The 22,508-nt window shown below is 69.0% G+C and carries 22 protein-coding genes; 13 read left to right on the top strand and 9 right to left on the bottom strand.

Going from position 1 to position 22,508, the window contains the following annotated elements:
- The first annotated feature begins 10 nt into the window (after nt 1–10).
- Together AC07SQ_RS03315 and AC07SQ_RS03310 are read left to right on the top strand one after the other, a co-directional pair.
- Complete coding sequence (locus AC07SQ_RS03315) at nt 11–826, top strand: ABC transporter ATP-binding protein (RefSeq protein WP_095745549.1); 816 nt, start codon at nt 11–13, stop codon at nt 824–826.
- Complete coding sequence (locus AC07SQ_RS03310) at nt 823–1,656, top strand: ABC transporter permease (RefSeq protein ID WP_095950228.1); 834 nt, start codon at nt 823–825, stop codon at nt 1,654–1,656. The genes AC07SQ_RS03315 and AC07SQ_RS03310 overlap by 4 nt, the downstream gene beginning before the upstream one ends.
- 27 nt (nt 1,657–1,683) lie before the next feature.
- Here AC07SQ_RS03310 and AC07SQ_RS03305 read toward each other — a convergent pair whose 3' ends face one another.
- The 3 genes from AC07SQ_RS03305 to gloB form a co-directional block, all read right to left on the bottom strand.
- Entirely contained in the window at nt 1,684–3,444 is a 1,761-nt protein-coding gene (locus tag AC07SQ_RS03305; RefSeq protein WP_495270736.1) for a monovalent cation:proton antiporter-2 (CPA2) family protein, read from the bottom strand.
- Between the two features lie 64 nt (nt 3,445–3,508).
- A complete protein-coding gene (locus AC07SQ_RS03300) occupies nt 3,509–5,113 on the bottom strand; it encodes a transglycosylase SLT domain-containing protein (protein ID WP_495270737.1) in 1,605 nt (534 codons plus the stop codon).
- On the bottom strand, nt 5,110–5,889 hold the full coding sequence (gloB, locus tag AC07SQ_RS03295; RefSeq protein ID WP_495270738.1) for a hydroxyacylglutathione hydrolase: 780 nt from the start codon (nt 5,887–5,889) through the stop codon (nt 5,110–5,112). The genes AC07SQ_RS03300 and gloB overlap by 4 nt, the downstream gene beginning before the upstream one ends.
- Between gloB and AC07SQ_RS03290 the strand changes: the two genes are divergently transcribed.
- Both AC07SQ_RS03290 and rnhA read left to right on the top strand, forming a co-directional pair.
- Nucleotides 5,888–6,649, top strand: coding sequence for a class I SAM-dependent methyltransferase (locus tag AC07SQ_RS03290; RefSeq protein WP_369646819.1), 762 nt, complete (start codon nt 5,888–5,890; stop codon nt 6,647–6,649). The two genes, gloB and AC07SQ_RS03290, sit on opposite strands and share 2 nt — an antisense overlap.
- A 66-nt stretch (nt 6,650–6,715) precedes the next feature.
- Nucleotides 6,716–7,165 (top strand): ribonuclease HI, encoded by a 450-nt coding sequence (gene rnhA / locus AC07SQ_RS03285; RefSeq protein WP_095745544.1) that lies wholly within the window; start codon nt 6,716–6,718, stop codon nt 7,163–7,165.
- 10 nt (nt 7,166–7,175) lie between these two features.
- Here rnhA and moeA read toward each other — a convergent pair whose 3' ends face one another.
- From moeA to AC07SQ_RS03265, 4 genes are read right to left on the bottom strand one after another with little or no spacing between them, the layout of a single operon-like run.
- Nucleotides 7,176–8,492: a molybdopterin molybdotransferase MoeA gene (gene moeA, locus AC07SQ_RS03280; RefSeq protein WP_495270739.1), complete on the bottom strand. Its 1,317-nt coding sequence runs from the start codon at nt 8,490–8,492 to the stop codon at nt 7,176–7,178.
- Entirely contained in the window at nt 8,489–9,133 is a 645-nt protein-coding gene (gene mobA, locus AC07SQ_RS03275; protein ID WP_307588525.1) for a molybdenum cofactor guanylyltransferase MobA, read from the bottom strand. Before mobA ends, moeA begins: the two co-directional genes overlap by 4 nt.
- An 11-nt stretch (nt 9,134–9,144) precedes the next feature.
- Nucleotides 9,145–10,284 (bottom strand): GTP 3',8-cyclase MoaA, encoded by a 1,140-nt coding sequence (gene moaA, locus AC07SQ_RS03270; protein ID WP_495270740.1) that lies wholly within the window; start codon nt 10,282–10,284, stop codon nt 9,145–9,147.
- A 49-nt stretch (nt 10,285–10,333) separates the two neighbouring features.
- On the bottom strand, nt 10,334–11,623 hold the full coding sequence (locus AC07SQ_RS03265) for a serine hydrolase domain-containing protein (RefSeq protein ID WP_495270741.1): 1,290 nt from the start codon (nt 11,621–11,623) through the stop codon (nt 10,334–10,336).
- Between the two features lie 251 nt (nt 11,624–11,874).
- Here AC07SQ_RS03265 and AC07SQ_RS03260 point away from each other — a divergent pair, with 251 nt between their 5' ends.
- Both AC07SQ_RS03260 and AC07SQ_RS03255 read left to right on the top strand, forming a co-directional pair.
- Nucleotides 11,875–12,513: a superoxide dismutase gene (locus AC07SQ_RS03260; protein ID WP_495270742.1), complete on the top strand. Its 639-nt coding sequence runs from the start codon at nt 11,875–11,877 to the stop codon at nt 12,511–12,513.
- A gap of 43 nt (nt 12,514–12,556) precedes the next feature.
- Nucleotides 12,557–13,456, top strand: coding sequence for a ZIP family metal transporter (locus AC07SQ_RS03255; RefSeq protein WP_495270841.1), 900 nt, complete (start codon nt 12,557–12,559; stop codon nt 13,454–13,456).
- A 24-nt stretch (nt 13,457–13,480) separates the two neighbouring features.
- Here the strand turns inward: AC07SQ_RS03255 and AC07SQ_RS03250 are convergent, their stop codons facing one another.
- Nucleotides 13,481–14,914, bottom strand: coding sequence for an aldehyde dehydrogenase family protein (locus tag AC07SQ_RS03250; protein WP_062473096.1), 1,434 nt, complete (start codon nt 14,912–14,914; stop codon nt 13,481–13,483).
- 55 nt (nt 14,915–14,969) lie between these two features.
- Nucleotides 14,970–15,527: a peroxiredoxin gene (locus AC07SQ_RS03245; protein WP_307588537.1), complete on the bottom strand. Its 558-nt coding sequence runs from the start codon at nt 15,525–15,527 to the stop codon at nt 14,970–14,972.
- A gap of 131 nt (nt 15,528–15,658) precedes the next feature.
- Here AC07SQ_RS03245 and AC07SQ_RS03240 point away from each other — a divergent pair, with 131 nt between their 5' ends.
- The 7 genes from AC07SQ_RS03240 to AC07SQ_RS03210 are packed head-to-tail and all read left to right on the top strand — an operon-like array spanning nt 15,659 to nt 22,369.
- Nucleotides 15,659–17,224: a phospholipase D family protein gene (locus AC07SQ_RS03240; RefSeq protein WP_495270743.1), complete on the top strand. Its 1,566-nt coding sequence runs from the start codon at nt 15,659–15,661 to the stop codon at nt 17,222–17,224.
- Nucleotides 17,225–17,233: 9 nt separating this feature from the next.
- Complete coding sequence (locus AC07SQ_RS03235; protein ID WP_495270744.1) at nt 17,234–18,007, top strand: sterol desaturase family protein; 774 nt, start codon at nt 17,234–17,236, stop codon at nt 18,005–18,007.
- Nucleotides 17,988–18,929 (top strand): fatty acid desaturase family protein, encoded by a 942-nt coding sequence (locus AC07SQ_RS03230; protein ID WP_495270745.1) that lies wholly within the window; start codon nt 17,988–17,990, stop codon nt 18,927–18,929. Before AC07SQ_RS03235 ends, AC07SQ_RS03230 begins: the two co-directional genes overlap by 20 nt.
- 4 nt (nt 18,930–18,933) lie before the next feature.
- Nucleotides 18,934–20,853, top strand: a complete 1,920-nt coding sequence (locus tag AC07SQ_RS03225) for an iron-containing redox enzyme family protein (RefSeq protein ID WP_159276637.1) — start codon at nt 18,934–18,936, stop codon at nt 20,851–20,853.
- Nucleotides 20,837–21,748: a DUF6999 family protein gene (locus tag AC07SQ_RS03220; RefSeq protein ID WP_495270746.1), complete on the top strand. Its 912-nt coding sequence runs from the start codon at nt 20,837–20,839 to the stop codon at nt 21,746–21,748. Before AC07SQ_RS03225 ends, AC07SQ_RS03220 begins: the two co-directional genes overlap by 17 nt.
- Nucleotides 21,749–21,774: 26 nt before the next feature.
- On the top strand, nt 21,775–22,134 hold the full coding sequence (locus tag AC07SQ_RS03215) for a hypothetical protein (RefSeq protein WP_370680636.1): 360 nt from the start codon (nt 21,775–21,777) through the stop codon (nt 22,132–22,134).
- Entirely contained in the window at nt 22,121–22,369 is a 249-nt protein-coding gene (locus AC07SQ_RS03210; RefSeq protein WP_056580179.1) for a hypothetical protein, read from the top strand. Before AC07SQ_RS03215 ends, AC07SQ_RS03210 begins: the two co-directional genes overlap by 14 nt.
- Nucleotides 22,370–22,508 lie beyond the last annotated feature (139 nt).

Raw genomic sequence — 22,508 nt, 5'->3', positions numbered from 1 at the left:
CCGGAGCGCCATGTCCGACTACGCCCTCGAACTCCTTTCCATCCGCTGCACCTTCCTTTCGAAGGACGACCCGGGCCAGCGCTACACGGCGGTGGACGACACCACGCTGCGCATCGGCGCGGGCGAGTTCGTCTCGGTGGTCGGGCCCACGGGCTGCGGCAAGTCGACGCTGCTGAACGTGGGCGCGGGCTTGCTCGAGCCATCGTCGGGCGGGGTGAAGGTGTTCGGCCAGCCGCTCACGGGCGTGAACAAGCGCGCGGGCTACATGTTCCAGACCGAGGCGCTGATGCCATGGCGCAGCGCCATCGACAACGTGAAGGTGGGGCTGCAGTACCGCGGCGTCCCCGACGCCGAGGCGCACGCGCAGGCCGAGGCCTGGCTCTCGCGCGTGGGCCTTTCGGGATTCGGCGACCGCTACCCGCACCAGCTCTCGGGCGGCATGCGCAAGCGCGTGGCGCTGGCGCAGACGCTGGTGCTCGATCCCGACATCATCCTCATGGACGAGCCCTTCAGCGCGCTCGACGTGCAGACGCGGCAGCTGATGGAAAACGAAGTGCTCGAGCTGTGGAGCGCGAAGAAGAAGGCCGTGCTCTTCATCACGCACGACCTCGATGAGGCGATTGCGATGAGCGACCGCGTGGTGGTGCTGTCGGCCGGCCCCGCGACGCGGCCGATCGGCGAGTTCGTGATCGACCTGCCGCGCCCGCGCGACGTGGCCGAGGTGCGCACGCAGCCGCGCTTCGTGGAGCTGCACCGCCAGATCTGGGAGGTGCTGCGCGACGAGGTGCTCAAGGGCTACGCGCAGCAACTGAGGAAGGCCGCATGATGCCGCGCCTCGATGCACGCCATGCGCGCTTCTGGCAGCTCGCGCTGCTGGCCGTGATTCTGGCGCTGTGGCATGTGGCCTCGCGCAACGACCAGATCGCGTTCTTCCTCGGCCAGCCGATCGTGGTGGCGGGGCGCATCTGGAGCTGGTTCCTGCCCTTCGAGGTGCCGCCGAACCTGCTGTTTCCCGAAGGCCTGAAGGGCAACGCCGACATCTACCGCCACCTGGGCACGACGCTGCTCGAAACGGTGCTGGCCTTCGGCATCGGCACGGCGCTCGGGCTGGGTTGCGGCCTGTGGCTGGCGCTGGCGCCCACGGCGAGCCTGATCCTCGATCCGTACATCAAGGCCGCCAACTCGATGCCGCGCGTGATCCTCGCGCCGATCTTCGCGCTGTGGTTCGGCCTGGGCATCTGGAGCAAGGTGGCGCTGGCCGTCACGCTGGTGTTCTTCATCGTGTTCTTCAACGTCTACCAGGGCGTGCGCGAAGTGAGCCCGGTGGTGCTGGCCAACGCGAAGATGCTGGGCGCCAACCAGCGGCAGCTGCTGCGCACGGTGTACCTGCCGAGCGCCACGAGCTGGGTGTTCTCCAGCCTGCACACCTCCGTGGGCCTGGCCTTCGTCGGTGCGGTGGTGGGGGAGTACCTGGGCTCGGCGCGCGGCGTGGGCTACCTGATCCTGCAGGCCGAGGGCACCTTCGACGTGAACACGGTCTTCGCCGGTATCGTGGTGCTCACGGCCTTTGCGCTGGCGCTCGACGGGCTCGTGGGCCTGATCGAGAAGCGGCTCATGAAGTGGCAGCCGCGCAGCGGCGAGACCGAGAAGCTCTGAGCCGCGCGTTCAACGCGCCCAGTGCCTTCAGTGGGTCTGGCGCGTTTCGGTGTTGACCTGCACCAGCGCGCGTCCTGCGAAGAGGCCGCCGGACATCTCGAGCACCAGCCGTTCCTTGTCGCGGCGGCGCAGGTCGTCGATCACCTCGTCGGCTTCCTCGGGCGTGGCGCCCAGCGCGACCACGCCTTGCCGGCCGAAGGCCATCGCCGATTCGAAGGTCTCGCGGATCTGGTAGTCGACGTCGAGCTTCACGAGCTCCACCGCGTGCTCGCGATCGAAGGCGCGCACCATCAGGTGCGCATGCGGGAACTCGGACTTCACGTGCTCCGCGATGCGCGTGGCCACGGCGCGGTTGTCGATGCACACCATGATCGCGCGGGCGTTGTGCGCGCCGGCCGCATGCAGCACGTCGGCGCGTGCGCCATCGCCGTAGTACACCTTGAAGCCGAAGTCGGCGGCGTCGCGGATCACCTGCGTGTCGTTGTCGATGATCGAGATGGAGGCACCGCGCGCCAGCGCGCCCTGGATCGCGATCTGCCCGAAGCGGCCGAAGCCGATGACGAGCACGTTGCCGGCCAGTTCCTCGGCTTTTTCCACGCCCTCCATCGAGGCCTGCGCGGTGGGCGCGAAGCGGCGATGCACCAGCACCACCAGCGGCGTGAGCGCCATCGACAGCACCACCACCGCCGTCATGTTGGCGTTGACCGTCGGGCTGATGACCTTGGCGGCGAGCGCCGACGAGAACAGCACGAAGGCGAACTCGCCGCCCTGCGCCATCAGCACCGCACGGTCGAGCGCGTCGGCAGGCGAGCTCTTGGCAAGCCGCGCCACGCCGTAGATGCACAGCGCCTTGACCACCATCATCGAGATCACGCCCGCGACGATGAGCTGCCAGTTCTGCGCCACCACCGCGAGGTCGAGCGACATGCCCACGCCGATGAAGAACAGGCCCAGCAGCAGCCCGCGGAAGGGTTCGATGTCGGCTTCGAGCTGGTGGCGGAAGGTCGATTCGGAGAGCAGCACGCCGGCCAGGAAGGCGCCCATGGCCATCGACAGGCCGCCGACCTGCATCAGCAGCGCCGCGCCCAGCACCACGAGCAGCGCCGCGGCCGTCATGACCTCGCGCGCCTTGGAGTTGGCGAGCACGCGGAACAGCGGATTGAGCAGCCAGATGCCGGCCGCCACCAGCGCCGCGAGCGCACCCACGGCAATGCCGATGCCGATCCAGCGCGAAGGCGCAATGGCCTGCTGCGCCGCATCGACCGGTGCGATGAAGGCGACGATGGCCAGCAGCGGCACGATCAGCAGGTCTTCGAAGAGCAGCACGGCGACGATCTTCTGGCCGCGCGGCGCGGCAATGTCGCCACGCTCGCCGAGCAGCTGCATCACGATGGCCGTGGAGGTGAGCACGAAGCCCATCGCACACACGAACGAGACGGCGAGCGGGAAGCCGAAGGCCATGCCCACGCCGGTCAGCAGGATGCCGCACACCACCACCTGCAGGCTGCCCAGGCCGAAGATGTCCCGCCGCATGCTCCACAGGTGCGACGGCCGCATCTCGAGCCCGATCACGAAGAGGAACATCACGACGCCGAGTTCGGCCGTGTGGAGGATGGTCTGCGGGTCGGTGAAGAGGCCGAAGCCGAAGGGCCCGATGGCCAGGCCCGCCGCCAGGTAGCCGAGCACGGAGCCCAGCCCGAGCCGCTTGAACAGCGGCACGGCCACGACAGCGGCCCCCAACAGCGTGACGACCTTGACGAGATCGCCCGCGCTTCCTTCGACTGCCATGGCCTGTCCTCCTGATGTCGCTTTTTTGGTCCGGGCCCGGCACCGCCCGCCGGCAGGGCAGGGATCAGCGCTTGCGCTTGGACGGCGTGCCGCCGCGCGGCTGGCGCACCACCGCCTGCTTGGCGCTGCTGCTGCCGCGTGCGGCGGCCTTCACCGGCGCGCCGCCGCGCTTGGATGTGACCACCGCCGCGCCGCGGCCGCGTGCAGGCGCAGCGCCCGAGCCGACACGCGCCGCGGGCGTGGCGCGCACCGGCAGGTACACGACCACGCTGTAGCCGCGCTTGAAGGCGTGGTTGGGGTTGACGTCGTTCCAGTCGGCCACGGCCGCGGGCTTGAGGTTGTAGCGGCGCGCGATGCTCGCCACGTTGTCCGAGCGGCCGGCCTTGACGGTGGTGCGGCGCGTGATGATCTCGGGCTGGAAGCTCAGGTGGCCGCCGTCGGCCACGACCGCCGCCACGTCTTCCTTCACGCGTGCGCCGCGCGGCACGATCAGCGTGGAGCCGGCCTTGATGAGCATGCGCGGCGGCACGTTGTTGAGCGCGCGCAGGTCCGACTCGCTCATGCCCGAACGCTGGGCGGCGTCGGCCACCGTCATCGTGGTGGGCACGACCCAGGCGGTCCAGCTGGCGTACTGGCCCTGCGTGTAGGCGTCGAAGTTGCGTTTGAAGACCGCCGCGTTGTCCCAGGGCAGCAGGATCTCGGAGGTGCCGGCCGCGATCAGCACGGGCTTGTGGGCGGCGGGGTTGAGCGCGCGGAAGTCCTCGATGCGCACGTCGGCCAGCTTGGCCGCCAGTTCCACGTCGAGGTCGCGCGTGAGCGGCACGGTCTGGAAGTAGGGGTGGTTGGCGATCAGCGGCAACTCGGCGTTGAAGGCCTGCGGGTTGGCCACGATGTTCTTCACGGCCTGCAGCTTGGGCACGTAGAGCCGGGTCTCGGCCGGCATCGACAGGTCGCTGTAGGTGGTGGGCAGGCCCAGGCGCTGGTTCTTGGCGATGGCGCGTCCCACGCTGCCTTCGCCCCAGTTGTAGGCGGCGAGCGCGAGCTGCCAGTCGCCGAACATGCCGTAGAGCTTTTGCAGGTAGTCGAGCGCGGCGCGGGTGGAGGCCACCACGTCGCGGCGGTCGTCGCGGAAGATGTTCTGCTTCAGGTCGAAGTCGGTGCCGGTGGCGGGCATGAACTGCCACATGCCGGCAGCGCGCGCGCTGGACACGGCCTGCGGGTTGAAGGCGCTCTCGATGTACGGCAGCAGCGCCAGCTCGGTGGGCATGTTGCGGCGCTCGAGCTCCTCGACGATGTGGAAGATGTACTTGTTCGAGCGCTCGGTCATGCGCTGGATGTAGTCGGGCCGGCTGGCGTACCACTGCTCGCGGTCACGCACCAGGTCGCTTTCCAGGTTGGGCATCTTGAAACCGCGGCGGATGCGGTCCCACATGTCGGCGGGCGGCGCCAGCGTGACCACGCTCTGCGAACGCGCCTGGCTGCTGGTCAGCGGGCTGAGGTTGGAGTCACGCGGATAGATGGGCGTGGCGCTGCCCGAGGGGCGGGCGCCCGTGCCGCCGGCGGAGGCGCCGGCCTTGGCGGTGGTGGAGGAAGAAGCGCTGTTGTCCGTGCCCGCGCAGCCCGCGAGTACCAGGGAGCCTGCAAGGCAGGTGGCAACGATAAATTTCATCGGAAGTCGTTTTTCCATTGGCGCAGTGCGGCGAACACCTCGGCTTCGGCGGCATCCGCGGAAAGCTCGGCATGGGCCCGCACTGCTCGAAGGACGGTGGCTTCGCGGCTGCGAAGAAAGGGGTTGATCCGGCGTTCGATCGCCAGTTGCGACGGCAGCGTGGGCTGCCCTTGTGCGCGCAGGCTTTCGCAACGCGCGTTGTAGTGAGTGAGTTCGTCGTTGCCGGGTTCCACGGCGCGGGCGAACTTCAGGTTAGCAAGTGTGTATTCGTGCGCACAGCACACGCGCGTGTCGCCGGGCAGTGCCGCCAGGGCGTCGAGCGAGGCGAGCATCTGCGCGGGCGTGCCCTCGAACAGGCGGCCGCAGCCGCCGGAAAAAAGGGTGTCGCCGCAGAACAGCACGGGCGCCTGCGCGGCCGAGGCCGGCAGGAAGTAGGCGATGTGCCCGGCCGTGTGGCCCGGCACGTCGATGACCTCGAAGCGCAGGTCCAGGGCCTGTGCGATGTCGCCCTGCACCAGTGGCGTGAAGGGCTCGGGGATGCGCTCGCGCGCCGGGCCCCACACCTTCGCGCCCGTGGCCGCATGCAGCGCGGCCACGCCGCCCGTGTGATCGGGGTGGTGGTGCGTGACTAGAATCGCGGCCAGCTGCAGCTTGTGGTGCGCCAACGCATCGAACACCGGTTGGGCATCGCCCGGGTCCACCACGATGGCGTGGTGCCCGTCGTGCAGCATCCAGATGTAGTTGTCAGCAAAAGCGGGCAGCGGAACAAGGGTCATGAGCGGTCAAATTATAGGTTTGCAGGATTGGTTCGCGACCCCCCCCGGCCGCTACCTCCTGGCCTGGGAGCAGGCCCAGTTCGACGAGGCGGTGGCCGATGTTTTCGGTTACCACGCCTTGCAGCTCGGGGCCGCCGAGGTCGACGGGCTGCGCGCCAACCGCATGCCGCACCGCTGGCTGGCCCTGACCGACCCGGTGCGAGCCGGCAAGGCGACGCTGGTGACCGACTTCGCCGCCTTGCCGTTCGCGGCCAACAGCCTCGATCTTGTGGTGCTGCCGCACGCTTTGGAACTCAGTCCCGATCCGCACGCCACGCTGCGCGAGGTCGAGCGGGTGCTGGTGCCCGAGGGGCGGGTGGTGATCTGCGGCCTGAACCCGACCAGCCTGTGGGGCCTGCGGCAGCGCCGCGGGCACCTGTACCGCCGGCTGGGCCTGGGCGAAACCTTCCTGCCCGAGGCCGGCGAGTTCATCGGCTACTGGCGCATGCGCGACTGGCTGCGCCTGTTGAGCTTCGAGGTGGAGTCGGGCCGTTTCGGCATCTACCGGCCGGCGGTGCGCAGCGACGCCTGGCTGGAGCGCTCGCGCTGGATGGACGCCGCCGGCGAGCGCTGGTGGCCGATCTTCGGCGCCGCCTACTTCCTGGTGGCGGTGAAGCGCGTGCGCGGCATGCGCCTGCTGAGCGCCGACTGGCGCCGCAGCGGCGCGCGGGCGACGGCGCCGGTGCCCATCGCGGGCAAGGTGCACCGCAGCACGCAGTGAACGAACGAATCCATGGACGCGGGCGGCATCGCCCGCAAGACGCTAGAGAAAAAAGGAACAGTCAGTTTGAACGAAGTCGTGATCTACACCGATGGCGCGTGCAAGGGCAACCCGGGACCGGGCGGCTGGGGCGCGTGGCTCAAGTCGGGCCCCACCGAGAAGGAACTGTTCGGCGGTGAACTCAACACCACCAACAACCGCATGGAACTCACGGCCGTCATCGAAGGCCTGGCCGCGCTCAAGCGGCCCTGCAAGGTGCTGCTGTACCTCGACAGCCAGTACGTGCGCATGGGCATCACCGAGTGGATTCGCGGCTGGAAGGCCAAGGGCTGGCTCACCTCGACCAAGCAGCCCGTGAAGAACGTCGAGCTCTGGCAGAAGCTCGACAAGCTGGTGTCCGAGGGCGGCCACCAGATCGAGTGGCGCTGGGTCAAGGGGCACTCGGGCGACCCGGGCAACGAGCGGGCCGACATGCTGGCCAACAAGGGCGTGGACAAGGCCCTGGGCCGGATTTGACCGGCAGGGGCTAGATCAGCCCGTCGAAGACCATCACGTCGACTTCCTGCCCGGCGTCGACATGGCCCTGCTCGTGGGGCAGCACCACGAGCCCGTTGGCCTCGAGCATGGAGCTCAGCACGCCCGAACCCTGGTGCGCCGCCACCCGCACCTCGGGCAACGACCCCGGCACCTGGCGGACAACGCCGCGCTGGTACTCGGTGCGCCCCGGTTTCTTGCGGATGGGCCCGGCGCTGCGCGCGCGCAGCAGCGGCGGCGGGGTGCAGGCCGCGTCGTGGCAGCCCATCAGCCGCAGCAGCGCCGGCCGCACGAAGGCCAGGAAGGCGACCATCGCCGCCACCGGATTGCCCGGCAGGCCGAACAGCACGGCCGACGTGGCCGTGGCCTCGCGCGGACGCGGAATCAGCCCCACCGCCAGCGGCCGCCCGGGCCGCATCGCGACCCGCCAGAAGGCCATGTCGCCCAGTTGCTGCATCACGTCGCGCGTGTGGTCGGCCGCGCCCGCGCTCACGCCACCGCTGGTGACGATGGCGTCGGCTTCGCGCGCCGCGCGCTGCAACGTGGTGGCGAGCGTGGCGGGGTCGTCGTGCACCAGGCCGAGGTCGACCACCTCGCAGCCCAGCCGCGTGAGCAGGCCGAACAGGGTGTAGCGGTTGCTGTCGTACACGGCGCCTTCGCGCGGCGTGTCGCCCAGGCAGAGGATTTCGTCGCCGGTCGAAAAGTACGCCACGCGCAGCCGGCGCCGCACGGTCACGCGCGCCAGGCCGAGGCTGGCGACCATGCCGAGCGCGGCCGGCGACAGGCGCTCGCCGCGCCGCAGCGCCGGCTGGCCCTGCATCAGGTCTTCGCCGGCCAGGCGGCGGTTGTCGCCGCGGCCCAGCACGCGGGCCGGAAAGCAGACCTGGTCGCCGTCGACCTTGCAGAACTCCTGCGGGATCACGGTGTCCAGGCCGGCCGGCATCATCGCGCCGGTCATGATGCGCACCGCGTCGTTCGGCCCGAGCGCGCCGCGCCAGGCCGAGCCGGCCAGCGCCGTACCCGCCACGCGCAGCGTGAGCGAATGGTCGATGGGCGCATCGGCCGGCAGCAGCGCGCCGTCGAAGGCGTAGCCGTCCATGGCGGAGTTGTCGTGCGGCGGCACGCTCACGGGCGAGACGAGGTCGTCGGCGAGCACGCGGCCGAGCGCGTCGCGCAGCGCGACCTCTTCGGTGTCTGCCACGGCCAGCGGTGCGACGAGGCGCGCGAGAAAGGCGGCGACGGTGTCGACGTCGAGGTCGCCCGCGTCGTAGTCCGCGAGGTCGGCGGCGATGGCGGCGATGCGGCTCATGGCTGTTCGAGCGTCTGCAGATCGGCCAGCGTGTTCGCGTTGAAGAAGGCGTCGGGCGCGTCGCCGGGGCGGTCGAAGGGAACGGTCAGGGCGTTGTGCTGCGCGGTCCAGGCGCCGACCTTGCGGCCGCCTTCCTCGACAAAGCGGCGCAGGCTGTCGCGCAGCGCGATGTGCAGCAGGCAGAACACCGGCTGGCGACGCAGCACCGTGCGGCCGTCGGCCTCGGTTTCAGGCGCGGCGGCCATGGCGATGCGCGCGTGGGCGCCCTCGGCGGCCAGGGCTTCGGCCAGCCGTGCCGCCAGGTCGGGCGGAAAGCGCGGCGTGTCGCAGGGCACGGTGAGCAGCCAGGGCGTGGGGCAGTGTTCGAGCCCGCTCAGCATGCCGGCCAGCGGCCCGGGGTGGTCGGGCACGCTGTCCGCGAACACCGGCACGCCCAGCGCTTCGTAGGCCGCGAAATTCCGGTTGGCGTTGATCAGCACGCGGCCGACCTGCGGGCGCAGCCGCCGCACGGCATGTGCGGCGAGCACTTCGCCCTGGAGCAGCTGCAGGCCCTTGTCGACCCCGCCCATGCGGGTGCCGCGCCCGCCAGCGAGCACGAGGCCCGTGATGTCGGCCGCTGCGATGGCCGGTGCGGTACCCATGGCTGGCGGCCTCATCCGCCGATGTAGCTCATCTCGACGCGCCGGGGCGCTGCCGCGTCGGGGGCGCTGTCGTCGGGGCCGCGCAGGGCGCGCAGCTCGGAATAGCGGTCGGCGCGGCCCTGCCAGATATGGCCGATGGCGGAGGCGATGTCGCCGTCGCTCGCGCCGTCGCGCAGCATCGGGCGCAGGTCGTGGCCGTGGCTTGCGAACAGGCACAGGTACAGCTTGCCCTCGGTCGACAGGCGCGCGCGGCTGCAGTCGTGGCAGAAGGCCTGGGTCACGCTGCTGATCACGCCGATCTCGCCGCCGCCGTCGGCATAGGCCCAGCGCTGGGCGGTCTCGCCGGGCGTGGTGGCTTCGAGCGGCACGAGCGGAAACTCGGCCGCGATGCGGGCGACGACGTCGGCCGAAGGCAGCACCTCGTCCATGCGCCAGCCGTTGGTGGCGCCCACGTCCATGTACTCGATGAAGCGCAGCACGACCTTGCCGCCGTGGTGCTCGCGGAAGTAGCGCGCCATCGGCAGGATCTCCTGCTCGTTGGTACCGCGCTTGACCACCATGTTGACCTTGATCGGGCCCAGGCCCGCGGTCAGGGCGGCGTCGATGCCGGCCAGCACGTCGGCCACCGGAAAGTCGACGTCGTTCATGTGGCGGAACACGGCGTCGTCCAGGCTGTCCAGGCTCACGGTCACGCGCTGCAGGCCGGCGGCTTTCAGCGCGGCGGCCTTGCGTTTCAGCAGCGAACCGTTGGTGGTGAGCGTGAGCTCGAGCGGGTCGCCGCCGGGCGTGCGCAGCTCGGCCAGTTGGGCGATGAGCCCCTCGATGTGCTTGCGCAGCAGCGGCTCGCCGCCGGTCAGGCGGATCTTGCGCACGCCGTGCGAGGCGAACAGGCGCGCCAGGCGCGTGATTTCCTCGAAGCTCAGCAGGGCGCTGTGCGGCAGGTACTGGTAGTCCTTGTCGAACACGTCCTTGGGCATGCAGTAGCTGCAGCGGAAGTTGCAGCGGTCGGTCACGCTGATGCGCAGGTCGGTCAGCGGGCGGCCCAGCCGGTCGGCCAGCAGGCCGGTGGCGGGCACGGCAATGTCCGGCGCGGCCACGACGGCGTGGCCGGCCTGAGCGATCGGAATGACGGTGCTGCTGCTTTTCTTCATGGGGCGATGCCGATTTTGCGCCATGGCCCGCGACCGCGCGCCATGCGGGCTACTTCAGCACCGCGGCATAGACCATGTTGCGCGCGAGGCTTCGGTAGTGGGTGCGGTACTTGGGCGATTGCAGCATCAGCACGACGAACAGCTCGTTCTTCGGGTCGACCCACATGTAGGTGCCGCCCGCGCCGCCCCAGTTGTACTCGCCGCCGCCGGACGGGTAGGGCGCCTCGCCGTCGTTGCGGCGCACCGCGAAGCCCAGGCCGAAGCCGTAGCCCGGGCCCGGCAGGTACAGCGGGCCGGGCACGATGCCGGCGCCGGCGTTCGAATGGTCGGTCGTCATCAGGGCCAGCGTGCGCGGGCCGAGGTAGCGCGTGCCGTCGAGCGTGCCGCCGTTGAGCAGCATCTGCAGGAAGCGCGCGTAGTCCGACGCGGTCGACACCAGCCCGCCACCGCCCGATTCGAACTTGCGCACGATACGCGGGTCGTTCAGGTCGGCACCCACGCCAAAGCTGCGGTCGCTCGGCAGCGGCTCGGCGATGCGCGGCTGGCGCGCGGGCTCGGGCACGTAGTAGGTGGTGTCCTTCATGCCCAGCGGGTCGAACAGGCGCGCCTTTTCGAACTGGTACAGCGACTGGCCCGACACCACCTCGACCACGCGGCCCAGGATGTCGGTCGAGTAGCTGTAGTCCCAGGTCGTGCCGGGCTGGTAGGCCAGCGGCAGCTTGGCCAGGCGCTGCGAGAAATCGGCGCTGGTCGGATCGCCTTCCGCGAGGTTGGCGGCGTTGTAGGCCTGCTTCACGAGGCCCGGGCCGAAGAAGCCGTAGGTCAGGCCCGAGGTGTGGCGCATGAGGTCCTGCACGGTGATCGGGCGGCGCGCGGGCACGGTCTCGAGCACCGGCTTGCCGTCGGCGCCGGGCTTCTCGATGCCCACCGTCATGCGGGCGTACTCGGGCAGGTACATCGCGACCGGGTCGTCCAGCTTCATGCGGCCGTCTTCCACCAGCATCATCGCGGCGACCGTGGTGATGGGCTTGCTCATCGAGTAGATGCGGAAGATGCCGTCGCGCGGCATCGGCGTGCCGGCGGTGGCATCGAGCTTGCCGACCGGTTCGAACCACGCGACCTTGCCCTGGCGCGCGACCAGCAGCACCGCGCCGGGGATCTTGCCGGCCGCCACGTCGGCCTTGAGCACGTCGGTGAGCTTCTGCAGGCGTTCCGTGGACAGGCCCACCGACTCGGGCCGGGCGGTGGGCAGCGACTGGGCGGTGGCGAGCAGCGGCAGGGCGAGGCTCAGGCCGAGCAGGGCCGTGCGCACCAGGGCGCGGCGCTTCAGGAAGGTCATGCGTGTTGTCTCCGTCGGTGGTGGAAGGATGGAACCGGCAGGACGGTCTTGACGCCGTCCGTGCGAACCGGTCGCGGGGCAGTGTATCGGTGGATGGGCCGCAGGGCGGCACGCGACGAGCTGGCCGATTGGCGGCATCTATGGCGCCGATATCTTGACGCAGACAATGAGAATTACTATCATTTGAATGCCTGAGTACGCAGCACAAGCACCACGCAAAGGGCTCTCTTCCAACAAGGAGCTTCCCAACCGTGCCGTACACCCTGCCAGCCTTGCCCTATGCCTTCGACGCGCTCGAACCCCACATCGACGCGCAGACGATGGAGATTCACCACGGCAAGCACCACCAGACCTACGTGAACAACCTGAATGCGGCGTTGAAAGACACGCCGCTTGCGGACACGCCGGTCGAAGCCCTCATCGCCGGTGTCGAGGAATTGCCCGAGGCGCTGCGCGCCCCCGTGCGCAACAACGGCGGCGGCCACGCCAACCACAGCCTGTTCTGGACCGTCATGGCCCCGGTGGGCGAGGGTGGCGGCGGGGCGCCTGCGGACGCGCTCGCAAAGGCCATCGACACCGACCTGGGCGGCTTCGACGCCTTCAAGGACGCTTTCACCAAGGCCGCGCTCACGCGCTTCGGCAGCGGCTGGGCCTGGCTGGTCGTCGGTGCCGACGGCAAGCTCGCCGTGGAAAGCAGCGGCAACCAGGACAGCCCGCTGATGCGCGGCATCGGCTCGGGCAAGACCCCGATCCTGGGCCTGGACGTGTGGGAGCACGCCTACTACCTGAAGTACCAGAACCGCCGCCCGGAATACATCGCGGCCTTCTACAACGTGGTGAACTGGGCCGAGGTGGCTCGCCGCCATGCCGCCGCGACCGGCGGCCGATGAGCCGAAGAGGAGCCCGCCCATGAACGACTCGCCGCAGGGCACGATGGCCACACAGCCGCCGCCAAGGTCGCCGCGCCCGTTGCGCGAATGGATCGGCTTTGCCATCGTCGCGGCCGGCGCGCTGGCGCTGGCGTCGCAGTTCTGGTCCTTCGTGCGCGCCGACCCGCTGGTGTGGAACGCGCTGCGCGGCGGTTCGGTGGCGGCGCTGGCGACCGCGCTGGGCACGCTGCCGGTGCTGTTCTCGCAGAAGCTGCCCGACAAGCTGCAGGACACGCTGTTCGGCTTCGGCGCCGGCGTGATGCTCGCGGCCTGCGCCTTCTCGCTGATCATTCCCGGGCTGGACGCCGCCAAGTCGACGGGCGTCTTCGGCGGTGGCGACTGGGCGGCGGGCGGCGTGATCGGCACGGCCATCCTGCTGGGCGGCCTGGTGCTGATGACCATGGACCGCGTGCTGCCGCACGAGCATTTCATCAAGGGCCGCGAAGGGCAGAGCGGGCGGCAGCTGCGCCGCACGTGGCTCTTCGTGTTCGCGATCGCGCTGCACAACGTGCCCGAGGGCCTGGCCATCGGCGTCGGCTACGCGGCCAACAATGGCGTGCGCGCCGATGCGCTCGCCACCGGCATCGCGATCCAGGACGTGCCCGAGGGGCTGGTGGTCGCCGTGGCGCTGCTGGCGGCCGGCTACAGCCGCCTGTTCGCGGTGCTGATCGGCATGGCCTCGGGGCTGGTGGAGCCGCTGGGCGCCGTGCTCGGCGCGGCGGTGGTGGGGCATTCGGCGATGCTGCTGCCCTGGGGGCTGGGCTTCGCGGCGGGCGCGATGCTGTTCGTGATCAGCCACGAGATCATTCCCGAATCGCACCGCAAGGGGCACGAGGCCTATGCGACCAGCGGGCTGATGATCGGCTTCGTGCTGATGATGCTGCTGGACACCGCGCTGGGCTGACGCCCGGGCGCGGCGTCGTCAGCCTCAGCCGTGCTTGACGGCGATGGTCTTCAGGGTCGTGAAGCCGTACAGGGCCTCGAAGCCCTTCTCGCGCCCGTAGCCCGACGACTTCACGCCGCCGAACGGCAGTTCGACGCCGCCGCCCGCGCCGTAGTTGTTGATGAACACCTGGCCGCTCTTCACACGCCGGGCCATGCGGAACTGGCGCGCGCCGTCGGCCGTCCAGACGCCGGCCACGAGGCCGAACTGGGTGGCGTTGGCGAGCGCCACGGCTTCATCCTCGTCGGCGAACTGCATCGCGGCGAGCACGGGCCCGAACACTTCCTCCTGCGCCAGGCGATGGCCCACGGGCACGTCGCGCAGCAGGGTCGGCGCCTGGTAGAAGCCGGTCTCGGGCGCTTCCTCGACCACCACGCCTTGCGCCACCATCGGGATGCCGGCGTGCTGCGCATCGCTCAAAAAGTCCCACACGCGCTGCTGCTGCGTCTGGCGGATCAGCGGGCCGACGTCGAGGTCCATCGCCGCGGGGCCCACGCGCAGTGCTTCGAAGGCATGGCCCAAGCGTTCGAGCAGGGGCTCGTAGATGTCGCGCTGGATCAGTACGCGCGAACCCGCCGAGCAGGTCTGGCCGGCGTTCTGCACGATGGCGTTGATCACCACGGGAATCACCGCGTCCAGGTCGGCGTCGGCGAACACGATCTGCGGGCTCTTGCCGCCCAGCTCGAGCGTGACCGGGCAGTGCCGCTCGGCCGCCACCTGCTGGATCAGCGTGCCGATCTTCGGGCTGCCCGTGAAGCTGATGTGGTCGATGCCTTCGTGGCGCGCGAGCGCGTCGCCCACCTCGTGGCCGTAGCCCGTCACGATGTTGAGTGCGCCGGCCGGAAAGCCGACCTCGGCCGCCAGCTGCGCCACGCGGATCAGCGACAGGCAGGCGTCTTCGGCCGGCTTCACCACGCACACGTTGCCGGCCGCCAGGGCGCCGCCCACGCTGCGCCCGAAGATCTGCATCGGGTAGTTCCACGGAATGATGTGGCCCGTGACGCCGTGCGGCTCGCGCCAGGTGAAGACGCTGTAGCCGTCCTGGTAGGGAATGGTCTCGCCGTGCAGCTTGTCGCAGGCGCCGGCATAGAACTCGAAGTAGCGCACCAGCGCCACCGCGTCGGCGCGGGCCTGCTTCACGGGCTTGCCGCAGTCGCGCTGCTCGATGAGCGCGAGCTCGTCGACGTGCTCGGCGATCTTCTGCGAGAGCTTGAAGAGCAGGCGGCCGCGGTCGGCGGCGCTGACCTTGTGCCACACGCCCTCGAAGCAGTCGCGCGCGGCGCGCACGGCGGCGTCGATGTCGGCGGCGTTGCTGCGCTGGATCTCGTCGAAGGGCTGGCCGTCCGACGGGTCGATGACGGGGAGGGTGCGGCCGGAGGCGGAGGGAACGTCCGCGTTGGCGATGTAGTTGAGCTGCATGGGGCGAGATTTTGCGCGAAGCCCGTCCCGCGCGTGGCACCCCGGCCGGCCCGCCTTACTTCGCCGCGGTGGCTTTGGGCAGCGCGCGCACGGCGTTCAGCATGCGCTCGACGTGCTTGTCGGGGTTGAGGTTCTGGTAGTAGTAGGCGACCTTGCCGTCGGTCGCGATCACGTACGACAGGCGGTTGGCGAAGTCGGGCCGGGTCTGCATCAGCGCGTCGAAGCCCTGGATCACGGTCTTGCCCTGGTCGGAGGCCACCGGAAAGCGGCTCTGGCAGGACTTGACCGAGAACTTGGAGAGCGTGTCGATGTCGTCGGCCGACACGCCGATCACCGAGGCGCCCAGCGCGGCGAACTGGTCGACTGCCTCGGCGAAGGCATGGGCCTCGATGGAGCAGTCGTTGGAGTCGGCCGCCGGAAAGAAGTACAGCACCACCGGCCCCTTGGCCAGCGCCTCGGCCAGCGAGTAGCGGAAGGTCTTGCCGCCGAGCGCGGCGGTGGCCGTGAACTTGGGCACCGGGTCGCCGATGTCGAGTGCGGCGTGGGCATGGGGTACCCCGGCGGCGAGGGCCGCGGCCCACAAAGCGGTGCGCAAAAGGAGCGATCGGGCCATGATGTAACTCCGAAGCGAAGTGAATCGAATTCTAGGACGACGCTTCGCAAAAAGGGCCCCGTTGAAACCGCCGCGGGAGGACCGGCGTACATCAGGGCAGTGGCATCCACAACGACAAGAGGAACCCGACCATGAACGCCTGGGCCCGATCTCTTCTGCGCATGGCGCTGGCCGGCGTGCTGCTGGCATTGCTCGGCGCGTGCGGCTCGCTGCCGCCGGCGCGCGAACGCCCGGCCGAACACGCCGCCGCGGCCGACCCGGGCACCGCGCTCGCGAAGATCGCCGCGGCCTCCACGCCGCCCGGCGAACATTCGGGCTTCCGGCTGATGCCGTTGGGCGTGTACTCGCTCGACGCGCGCCTGCAGCTCGCGCAGCGCGCCGAGCGTTCGCTGGTGGTGCAGTACTACCAGCTCGAGAACGACGCCACCGGCCGGCTGCTGCTGCGCACGCTGCGCGAGGCGGCGGCGCGCGGCGTGAAGGTGCGGGTGCTGGTGGACGACCTGTACACGGTGAAGAGCCAGCAGCTGTTGCTGGCGCTGTCCGAGACGCCCAATGTGTCGGTGCGCCTGTTCAACCCGTTCTGCTGTGCGCGCGACGGGTTCCTGTCGCGCTTCGTGGTGTCGATCTTCGACATCCACCGCCTCAACCACCGCATGCACAACAAGCTCTTCATTGCCGACGGCGCGATGGCGGTGGTGGGCGGGCGCAACATCGCCGACGAGTATTTCGTGCTGAGCGAGGCGCAGAACTTCATCGACATGGACGCGCTGGTGGTCGGCAAGGTCGTGCCGCAGCTCGAGAGCATCTTCGACGCCTATTGGAACAGCGACCAGATCTGGCCCATTGCCGAGATCGTGCGCAAAGAGGCCGGCGCCGCCACCTTCGATGCCGAGATCGGCATGTCGGGCCCGCCGCCGAAGGTCGTGCTGCCGCCTTCGGACATCCTCGGCTACGGCCCCATCGCCGAAGAGCTCGACGGCGGCCGCATGGGCCTGCTGTGGGGCGAGGCCCGCGCCATCGCCGACCCGCCCTCCAAGCCCACGACGTTGACAGCCGAGGACGCCATCGCCACCAGCGTGACGATGAAGGTCTGGGCGCTGCTGCTCGACGCCAAGACCGAGGTCGACCTGACCTCGCCCTACCTCGTGCCCGGCGAGCGCGGCATGGCGGCCTTCGAGGACCTGGCCAAGCGCAAGGTCAAGCTCACGCTGCTGACCAATTCGCTGGCCGCCAACGACGAGCCGCTGGTGCACACCGGCTACGCGCGCTACCGCGAGCGCCTGCTGAAAGGCGGCGCCGACCTGTACGAGCTGAGCCCGCAGCGCACCACCGCGAGCATGCGTTTCGGCAGCTTCGGCAATTCGCTGGGCCGGCTGCACGCCAAGACCGCCGCCATCGACAAGACGCGCATCTTCATCGGCTCGATGAACCTCGACCCGCGTTCGGCCAGCCAGAACACCGAGATGGGCGTGGTGGTCGACAACCCGCAGCTGGCGCGCGAGATGTTGCGCATCATCCATGTGAGCAAGCTGCAGAACTCGTACCGGCTGCGGCTGTCGAAGGAGGGCGGCAGGCTCGAATGGCTCACGAACGACGGCGAGAAAGAGGTGATCCTCACCTCGGAACCCGAGTCGGGTTTCTTCCAGCGCCTGTACAACACCCTGATCTCCCCGTTGGTGCCCGAGATGCTGTTGTAGCCTCGGGGGATGGCGCAGACCTTCACTTCTCTTTCGGCCCCGCAGGTCATGCTGTGGGGCCTGCTGTTCTTCGGGGGCATCTACCTGGGTTTCGGTGCGCTCACCTGGCTGCTCACGAAGCGCGTGCTGCCGGCGCTGGGCATCGGGCGCGCGCTCGATCCGCGGCCGCTGCAGCCCGGCCAGCTGCGGCGCGAGCTCACGCAGTCGGGCATCTCGGTGCTGATCTTCGGGCTGGGCATGGTGTTTCCATGGGGGCTGCTGCAGCTGGGCTGGGCGCGGCTCGAGCCCGACGCGGGCTGGCGCCGCATCGGGCTCGAGATCCTCGTGCTCGCGGTGTGGAACGACGTGCATTTCTGGCTCAACCACCGGCTGCTGCACACGCGCTGGCTGCGCCGCTTCCACGGCCCGCACCATCGCTCGTTCGTGACCACGCCGTGGGCCACCTACAGCTTTCACCCGATCGAGGCGCTGATGCTCGGCAACGTGATCCTGCTGCCGATGGTGCTGCACGACTTCAGCTTCTGGTCGCTGGCGTCGGTGCCGGTGTTCAGTCTGTTCTTCAACTGCGTCGGGCATTCGAACTACGACTTCGTGCCCAGCGTGTCGTACAGCCACTGGTTCGCCGCGAGCCGCCGGCATCACCTGCACCATGCTGTGCACAACGGCAACTACGGCTTCCAGTTCACCTTCATGGACCGGCTGTTCCGCACGCGCATCGCGGCAGACGCGGCCGAGCCGCTGTTCCAGGCGTTTCGAAAGAAGCATGGCGCCACGACGGCCTGACGCGCGCCATCGGCTGCCGCGGCTGCGCCACTGGCGCGACTGGCAAAGCCTGGCGTACCTCGTCGCCTTGCCTGCGCTGGCGGCGTGGCAGTGGGTGCACGGCTTCCAGGTGGTGCTGTATGCGCTGATGCTGTTCCTCACGCTCGGCATCGGCGTGATCCACCACAACCACGTGCACCTGCGCATGTGGCGCGGGCGGCGCATGAACCGGCTGACCGACTTCTGGATCACGCTGCTGCAGGGCCACCCGACCTTCGTCTTCTGGCCCGCGCACGTGGCCAACCACCATCGCCACCGCCATGGGCCGAAGGATGTGGCGCGCACCTACCGCTTCGGCGGCGACACCAACCATCTGTGGGGCTACCTGCTGCATCCGTTCCAGGCCGTGTGGGTGCTGATGCCGGTGTTCTTCGGCTGGCTCGCGCGGCTGCGCCGGCACCACCGCGGCGCCTGGCGCTATTGCATGGCGCAGTACGCGCTGTGGCTGGTCAGCTGGACCGTGCTGCTGGCGATCGACTGGCGCAAGGCATTGCTGTTCGTGATCGTGCCGCAGCTGCACGGCCTGCACTGGCTGCTGGCCACCAACTACCTGCAGCACGCGCACGCCGACGGCCGCAAGACGCAGCGCAAGGAGGCATCCGGCGATACCCGCGGTAGCCAGCTGAACTACGCGCGCAATTTCGAGGGGCTGGTGAACCCCTTGCTGTTCAACATCGGCCTGCACACCGCACACCACGAGAACCCGCATGCCCACTGGTCCGAGCTCACGCACCTGCATCACACGCGCTACCGCGCGCAGGTGGCACCCGCGCTCAACGAGGGCGGGCTGGTGCCGTACATGGTGCGCGTCTTCGTGCTGGGGACCGTGTGGCCGCGTTTTCGCAGCCGCTCGCAGATGCCTCCCGATTCACCTATTGCCTGAACCCATGCCCGTTTCATTCCAACGCGTGTACCTCGAAAGCGCCGGCTACTTCATGCCCGGCGAGCCTGTTCCCAACGACCGCATGGACGCGTACATCGCGCCGCTCAACCGCATGTCGGAACGCATCAAGCGCCGCATCCTGGCCGAGAACGGCATCCTCACGCGGCACTACGCGATCGACGAAGAGGGCGTGACGCGCCACACCAACGCGCAACTGGCGGCCGGCGCGATCCGCGACTGCCTGCAGCGTGGCGGCGCGGAGCTGTCGCGCGTGTCGCTGCTGGCCAGCGGCTCCTCGGGCGGCGACACGCTGATGCCCGGCTTCGCCAACATGATCCAGGGCGAGCTGGCGGCGCAGCCGATGGAAACGCATTCGGTGCACGGCATCTGCGCGGCCGGCGTGTCGGCGATCCAGACGGCGGCGCAGGGCATCGAGCTGGGCGCACACCGCTCGGCGCTGGCGGTGGCCAGTGAGATGCCGTCGCGCCTGTTCAAGCGCTCGCGCTTCGCGGCGCGTGGCTACGAGACCGATTTCGACTCGCACTTCCTGCGCTGGATGCTGTCCGATGGCGCGGGCGCGCTGCTGCTGTCCGACGGCACGCCTGCGCTGGCCGGCAAGCCGGGGCTGCGCCTCAAGCTGAAGTGGGTGCACCAGCGCGCCTTCTCGGGCGACTACCCGGTGTGCATGCAGCTCGGCCTCACTGAGGATCGCGCGCGCGGCCACCTTGATTTCGGTTCATGGGCCGAGGCCGAGGCGGCCGGCGCGCTGTCGCTGCGCCAGGATATCCGCCTCTTGCCGCACCTGTTCGACATCGGCATCCACGAGTACGCCGGCCTGGTGCGCGACGGCTGGGTCGATCCGAAGCGGGTCGACCATTTCCTGTGCCACTACTCGTCGGAAAAATTCATCCCGGTGGTCGAAGACCTGATGGCCAAGGCCGACCTGGCGATTCCGCGAGAGCGCTGGTGGAGCAACCTGGCGTGGCGCGGCAACACCGGCGCGGCATCGATCCTCGTGATGCTGGCTGAGTTTCTGCACACCAAGGCGCTGAAGCCGGGCGAGCAGATCTTCTGCTACGTGCCGGAGTCGGGGCGCTTCATGGCGGCGTACATGCTGCTCGAGGTCGAGGCCGTCGATGCGGCGCCTGTCGTGATCGCGCCCCGCGCGGCAGCGGTGGCGCCCGACGACGACCTCGTCATCGCGCCTCCGCACGACCCGGCTGCCGCGCCCGAGGGCCTGGGCGCCTTGCTGACCGAGCTGGCCGCCATCTGGCACGACTACCGCTCGCGCGTGTGGCGCACGCCGCTGATCCGCCAGATCCGCGAGCGCCGCTTTGCCGTGCCCGACTACCTGAACTGGATGGAGCAGTGGGTGCCGCAGGTGCGCGAAGGCAGCCTGTGGATGCGCGAAGGCGCCGCCTCGCTGAGCGAGCCATATCGCATGCTGTCGTCACTGATCGACGTGCACGCGGGCGAGGAGCAGAACGACTTCAACATCCTCTTCAGCGACTACCGCAAGGCCGGCGGCACGGTCGAATCGATCGACGAACTGCGCCGCAACCCCGGCGGCGAGGCGCTCAACGCCTATCTGCACGGCCTGGCCGCCACGCGCGACCCGATCGGCCTCTTGGGCGCGATCTACATCATCGAAGGCACGGGCCAGCGCATCGTGCCGGCATTGCTGCCGCTGCTCAAGGCCAGCTTGAAGCTGCCGCCCGACGCCTTCCGATTCCTCGAGTACCACGGGCACAACGACGAGCACCACCTGAACCGCTGGCTCGCCGCGGTCGAGATGGTGATGGCCGTGGAAGGGCAGGCCCGCGCCGCCCGTCAGATTGCCGACACCGCGCGCCACACGGCGGCGCTGTACCTGATGCAGTTCCAGCACATCACCGAACGAATGCCCCATGGATCGAACGCCTGAGTTTTTGACGCACGCCCACGACGAGCGCGACCCCAGCCCCTGGCTGGCGCTGTACCTCGACCAGAGCACGCCGCTGCCCGACGACGTCAAGGCCGCGTGGCTGGCCGATTCGAGCTCGGCCTCGCGCCAGTACCTGCTGCCGTTCCTGCGGCCGATCGCGCGGCTGACGATCATCCTGATCCAGATCGTGAAGGTGTTCGTGCCGCGCAACTGGTCGCACTCGATGCTGCTGCACCGCTTTCTGGCGTGGGGGCTCAAGCGCTTCGTGTCGCCCGAGGCCAACTGGCTGATCCTGCGGCACTTTCACCTGGGCTCGCAGGTGCTGGCCTTCATCGGGCGCAACTCGCCCGCGCCCGTGGGCACGTCGCCGCTGGAACCGGCGGACATCGACGCGCTGAAGGACGAGATGTTCCTGAAGCACGACCTGAACCTGTTCAACTTCGTGATCCGGCTGAACACGGCGCTGCGCGACAAGGGGTTGGCGCTGTGCAAGGCCGAGCAGGTCGATTTCTCGATGATCCAGTCGCCGGCGCTTCGGCTGGAAGACATGCCCCAGGGCAAGCTCAATTTTCTCGACCTGCAAAGCGCCATCGAGCTGTTCACGCCGCTGTACCAGCTGATGTTGACCGACAACGATTTCTGGCGCGCCGCCAACTCCTTGCAACTGGACGAAACCATCGGCATCTACGCGGCGACGATCCTGAACGCGCCGGAGCACCTGATCCTGGTCAACAACAAGCATCCGCTGGTGCCGCTGTCGACCTTGCGGGCCGGGCACCGGCTGGTGATCCACGGCCTGTCGACCGAAATGCTTCACAGCCTGCTCCAGCGCATGCGCGCGGCGCAGGAAGCCATGTCGGCAGAGACACTTCCGCGCGACCCGCCCCTTGCATAGGGGTATGCTGTCCCCACATGCAAACCATGAACACGACCCGAAATCCGTCTCCCAAGACCGATCTGGCAGTGACCCACGTGCTGGCTCAACTGCTGGAGAGGCTTGAGCACAGCGCCGTGCCGGTTGGTGCCGAGCAGTACCGCTCGGTGGTCGAGCACTTGGTGCATGAATTCGAAGACGTCGAGCCCGGTGCCGAATTGGGGCAGTTGCTCGATGCCTATCCGGCCGCCTCCGAGGTCTACGAAAATATGAATTACCAGCACGCCGGCCTTTGCCGCTCGGCGCTGGACGTTTCCCTGGCCGCCGAAGGCGCAGCCAGGGAAGCCATTGCCCGCGCCATGCGCGGTGACGAATCGAACAAGGACAAGATGCATGGCCAAGGGTGAAGTGAAAACGGCAGTGGTGGCGGACGGGCTGCGCTACAAATCGAAGGCGCCGGGTTCGCCGTTCCGCGCCTCGGCGTCGTTCAGCGGGGCTACGATGTCCTGCTTCATGTGCGGCAAGCACCGCGTGCGTTCGCAGCTGCGCACGCGTCAGGTGCTGGGCAAGTCGCAGACCGTCTGCGCGCCTTCGTGCAAGGCGCTCGACGAGGCCCTCGAGGCCGAAGCATCGTCGAGCTGAGCGCCTAGCACGGCGCCGCGTCGCGTTGGCGACATGGCCTCATCGGCATGTCGTCGATTGCCTTCCATCCCGGTCGCAATCGATATACAGTTGGACACAAATGATGCAAGTAATTGCATTTAATCTAAAGTTCTAATTT

It is taken from the genome of Variovorax sp. GW821-FHT06D12 (assembly GCF_059419205.1).
The sequence above is the reverse complement of the archived record's forward strand: the minus strand, read 5'-3'. Positions and strand labels throughout refer to the sequence as shown.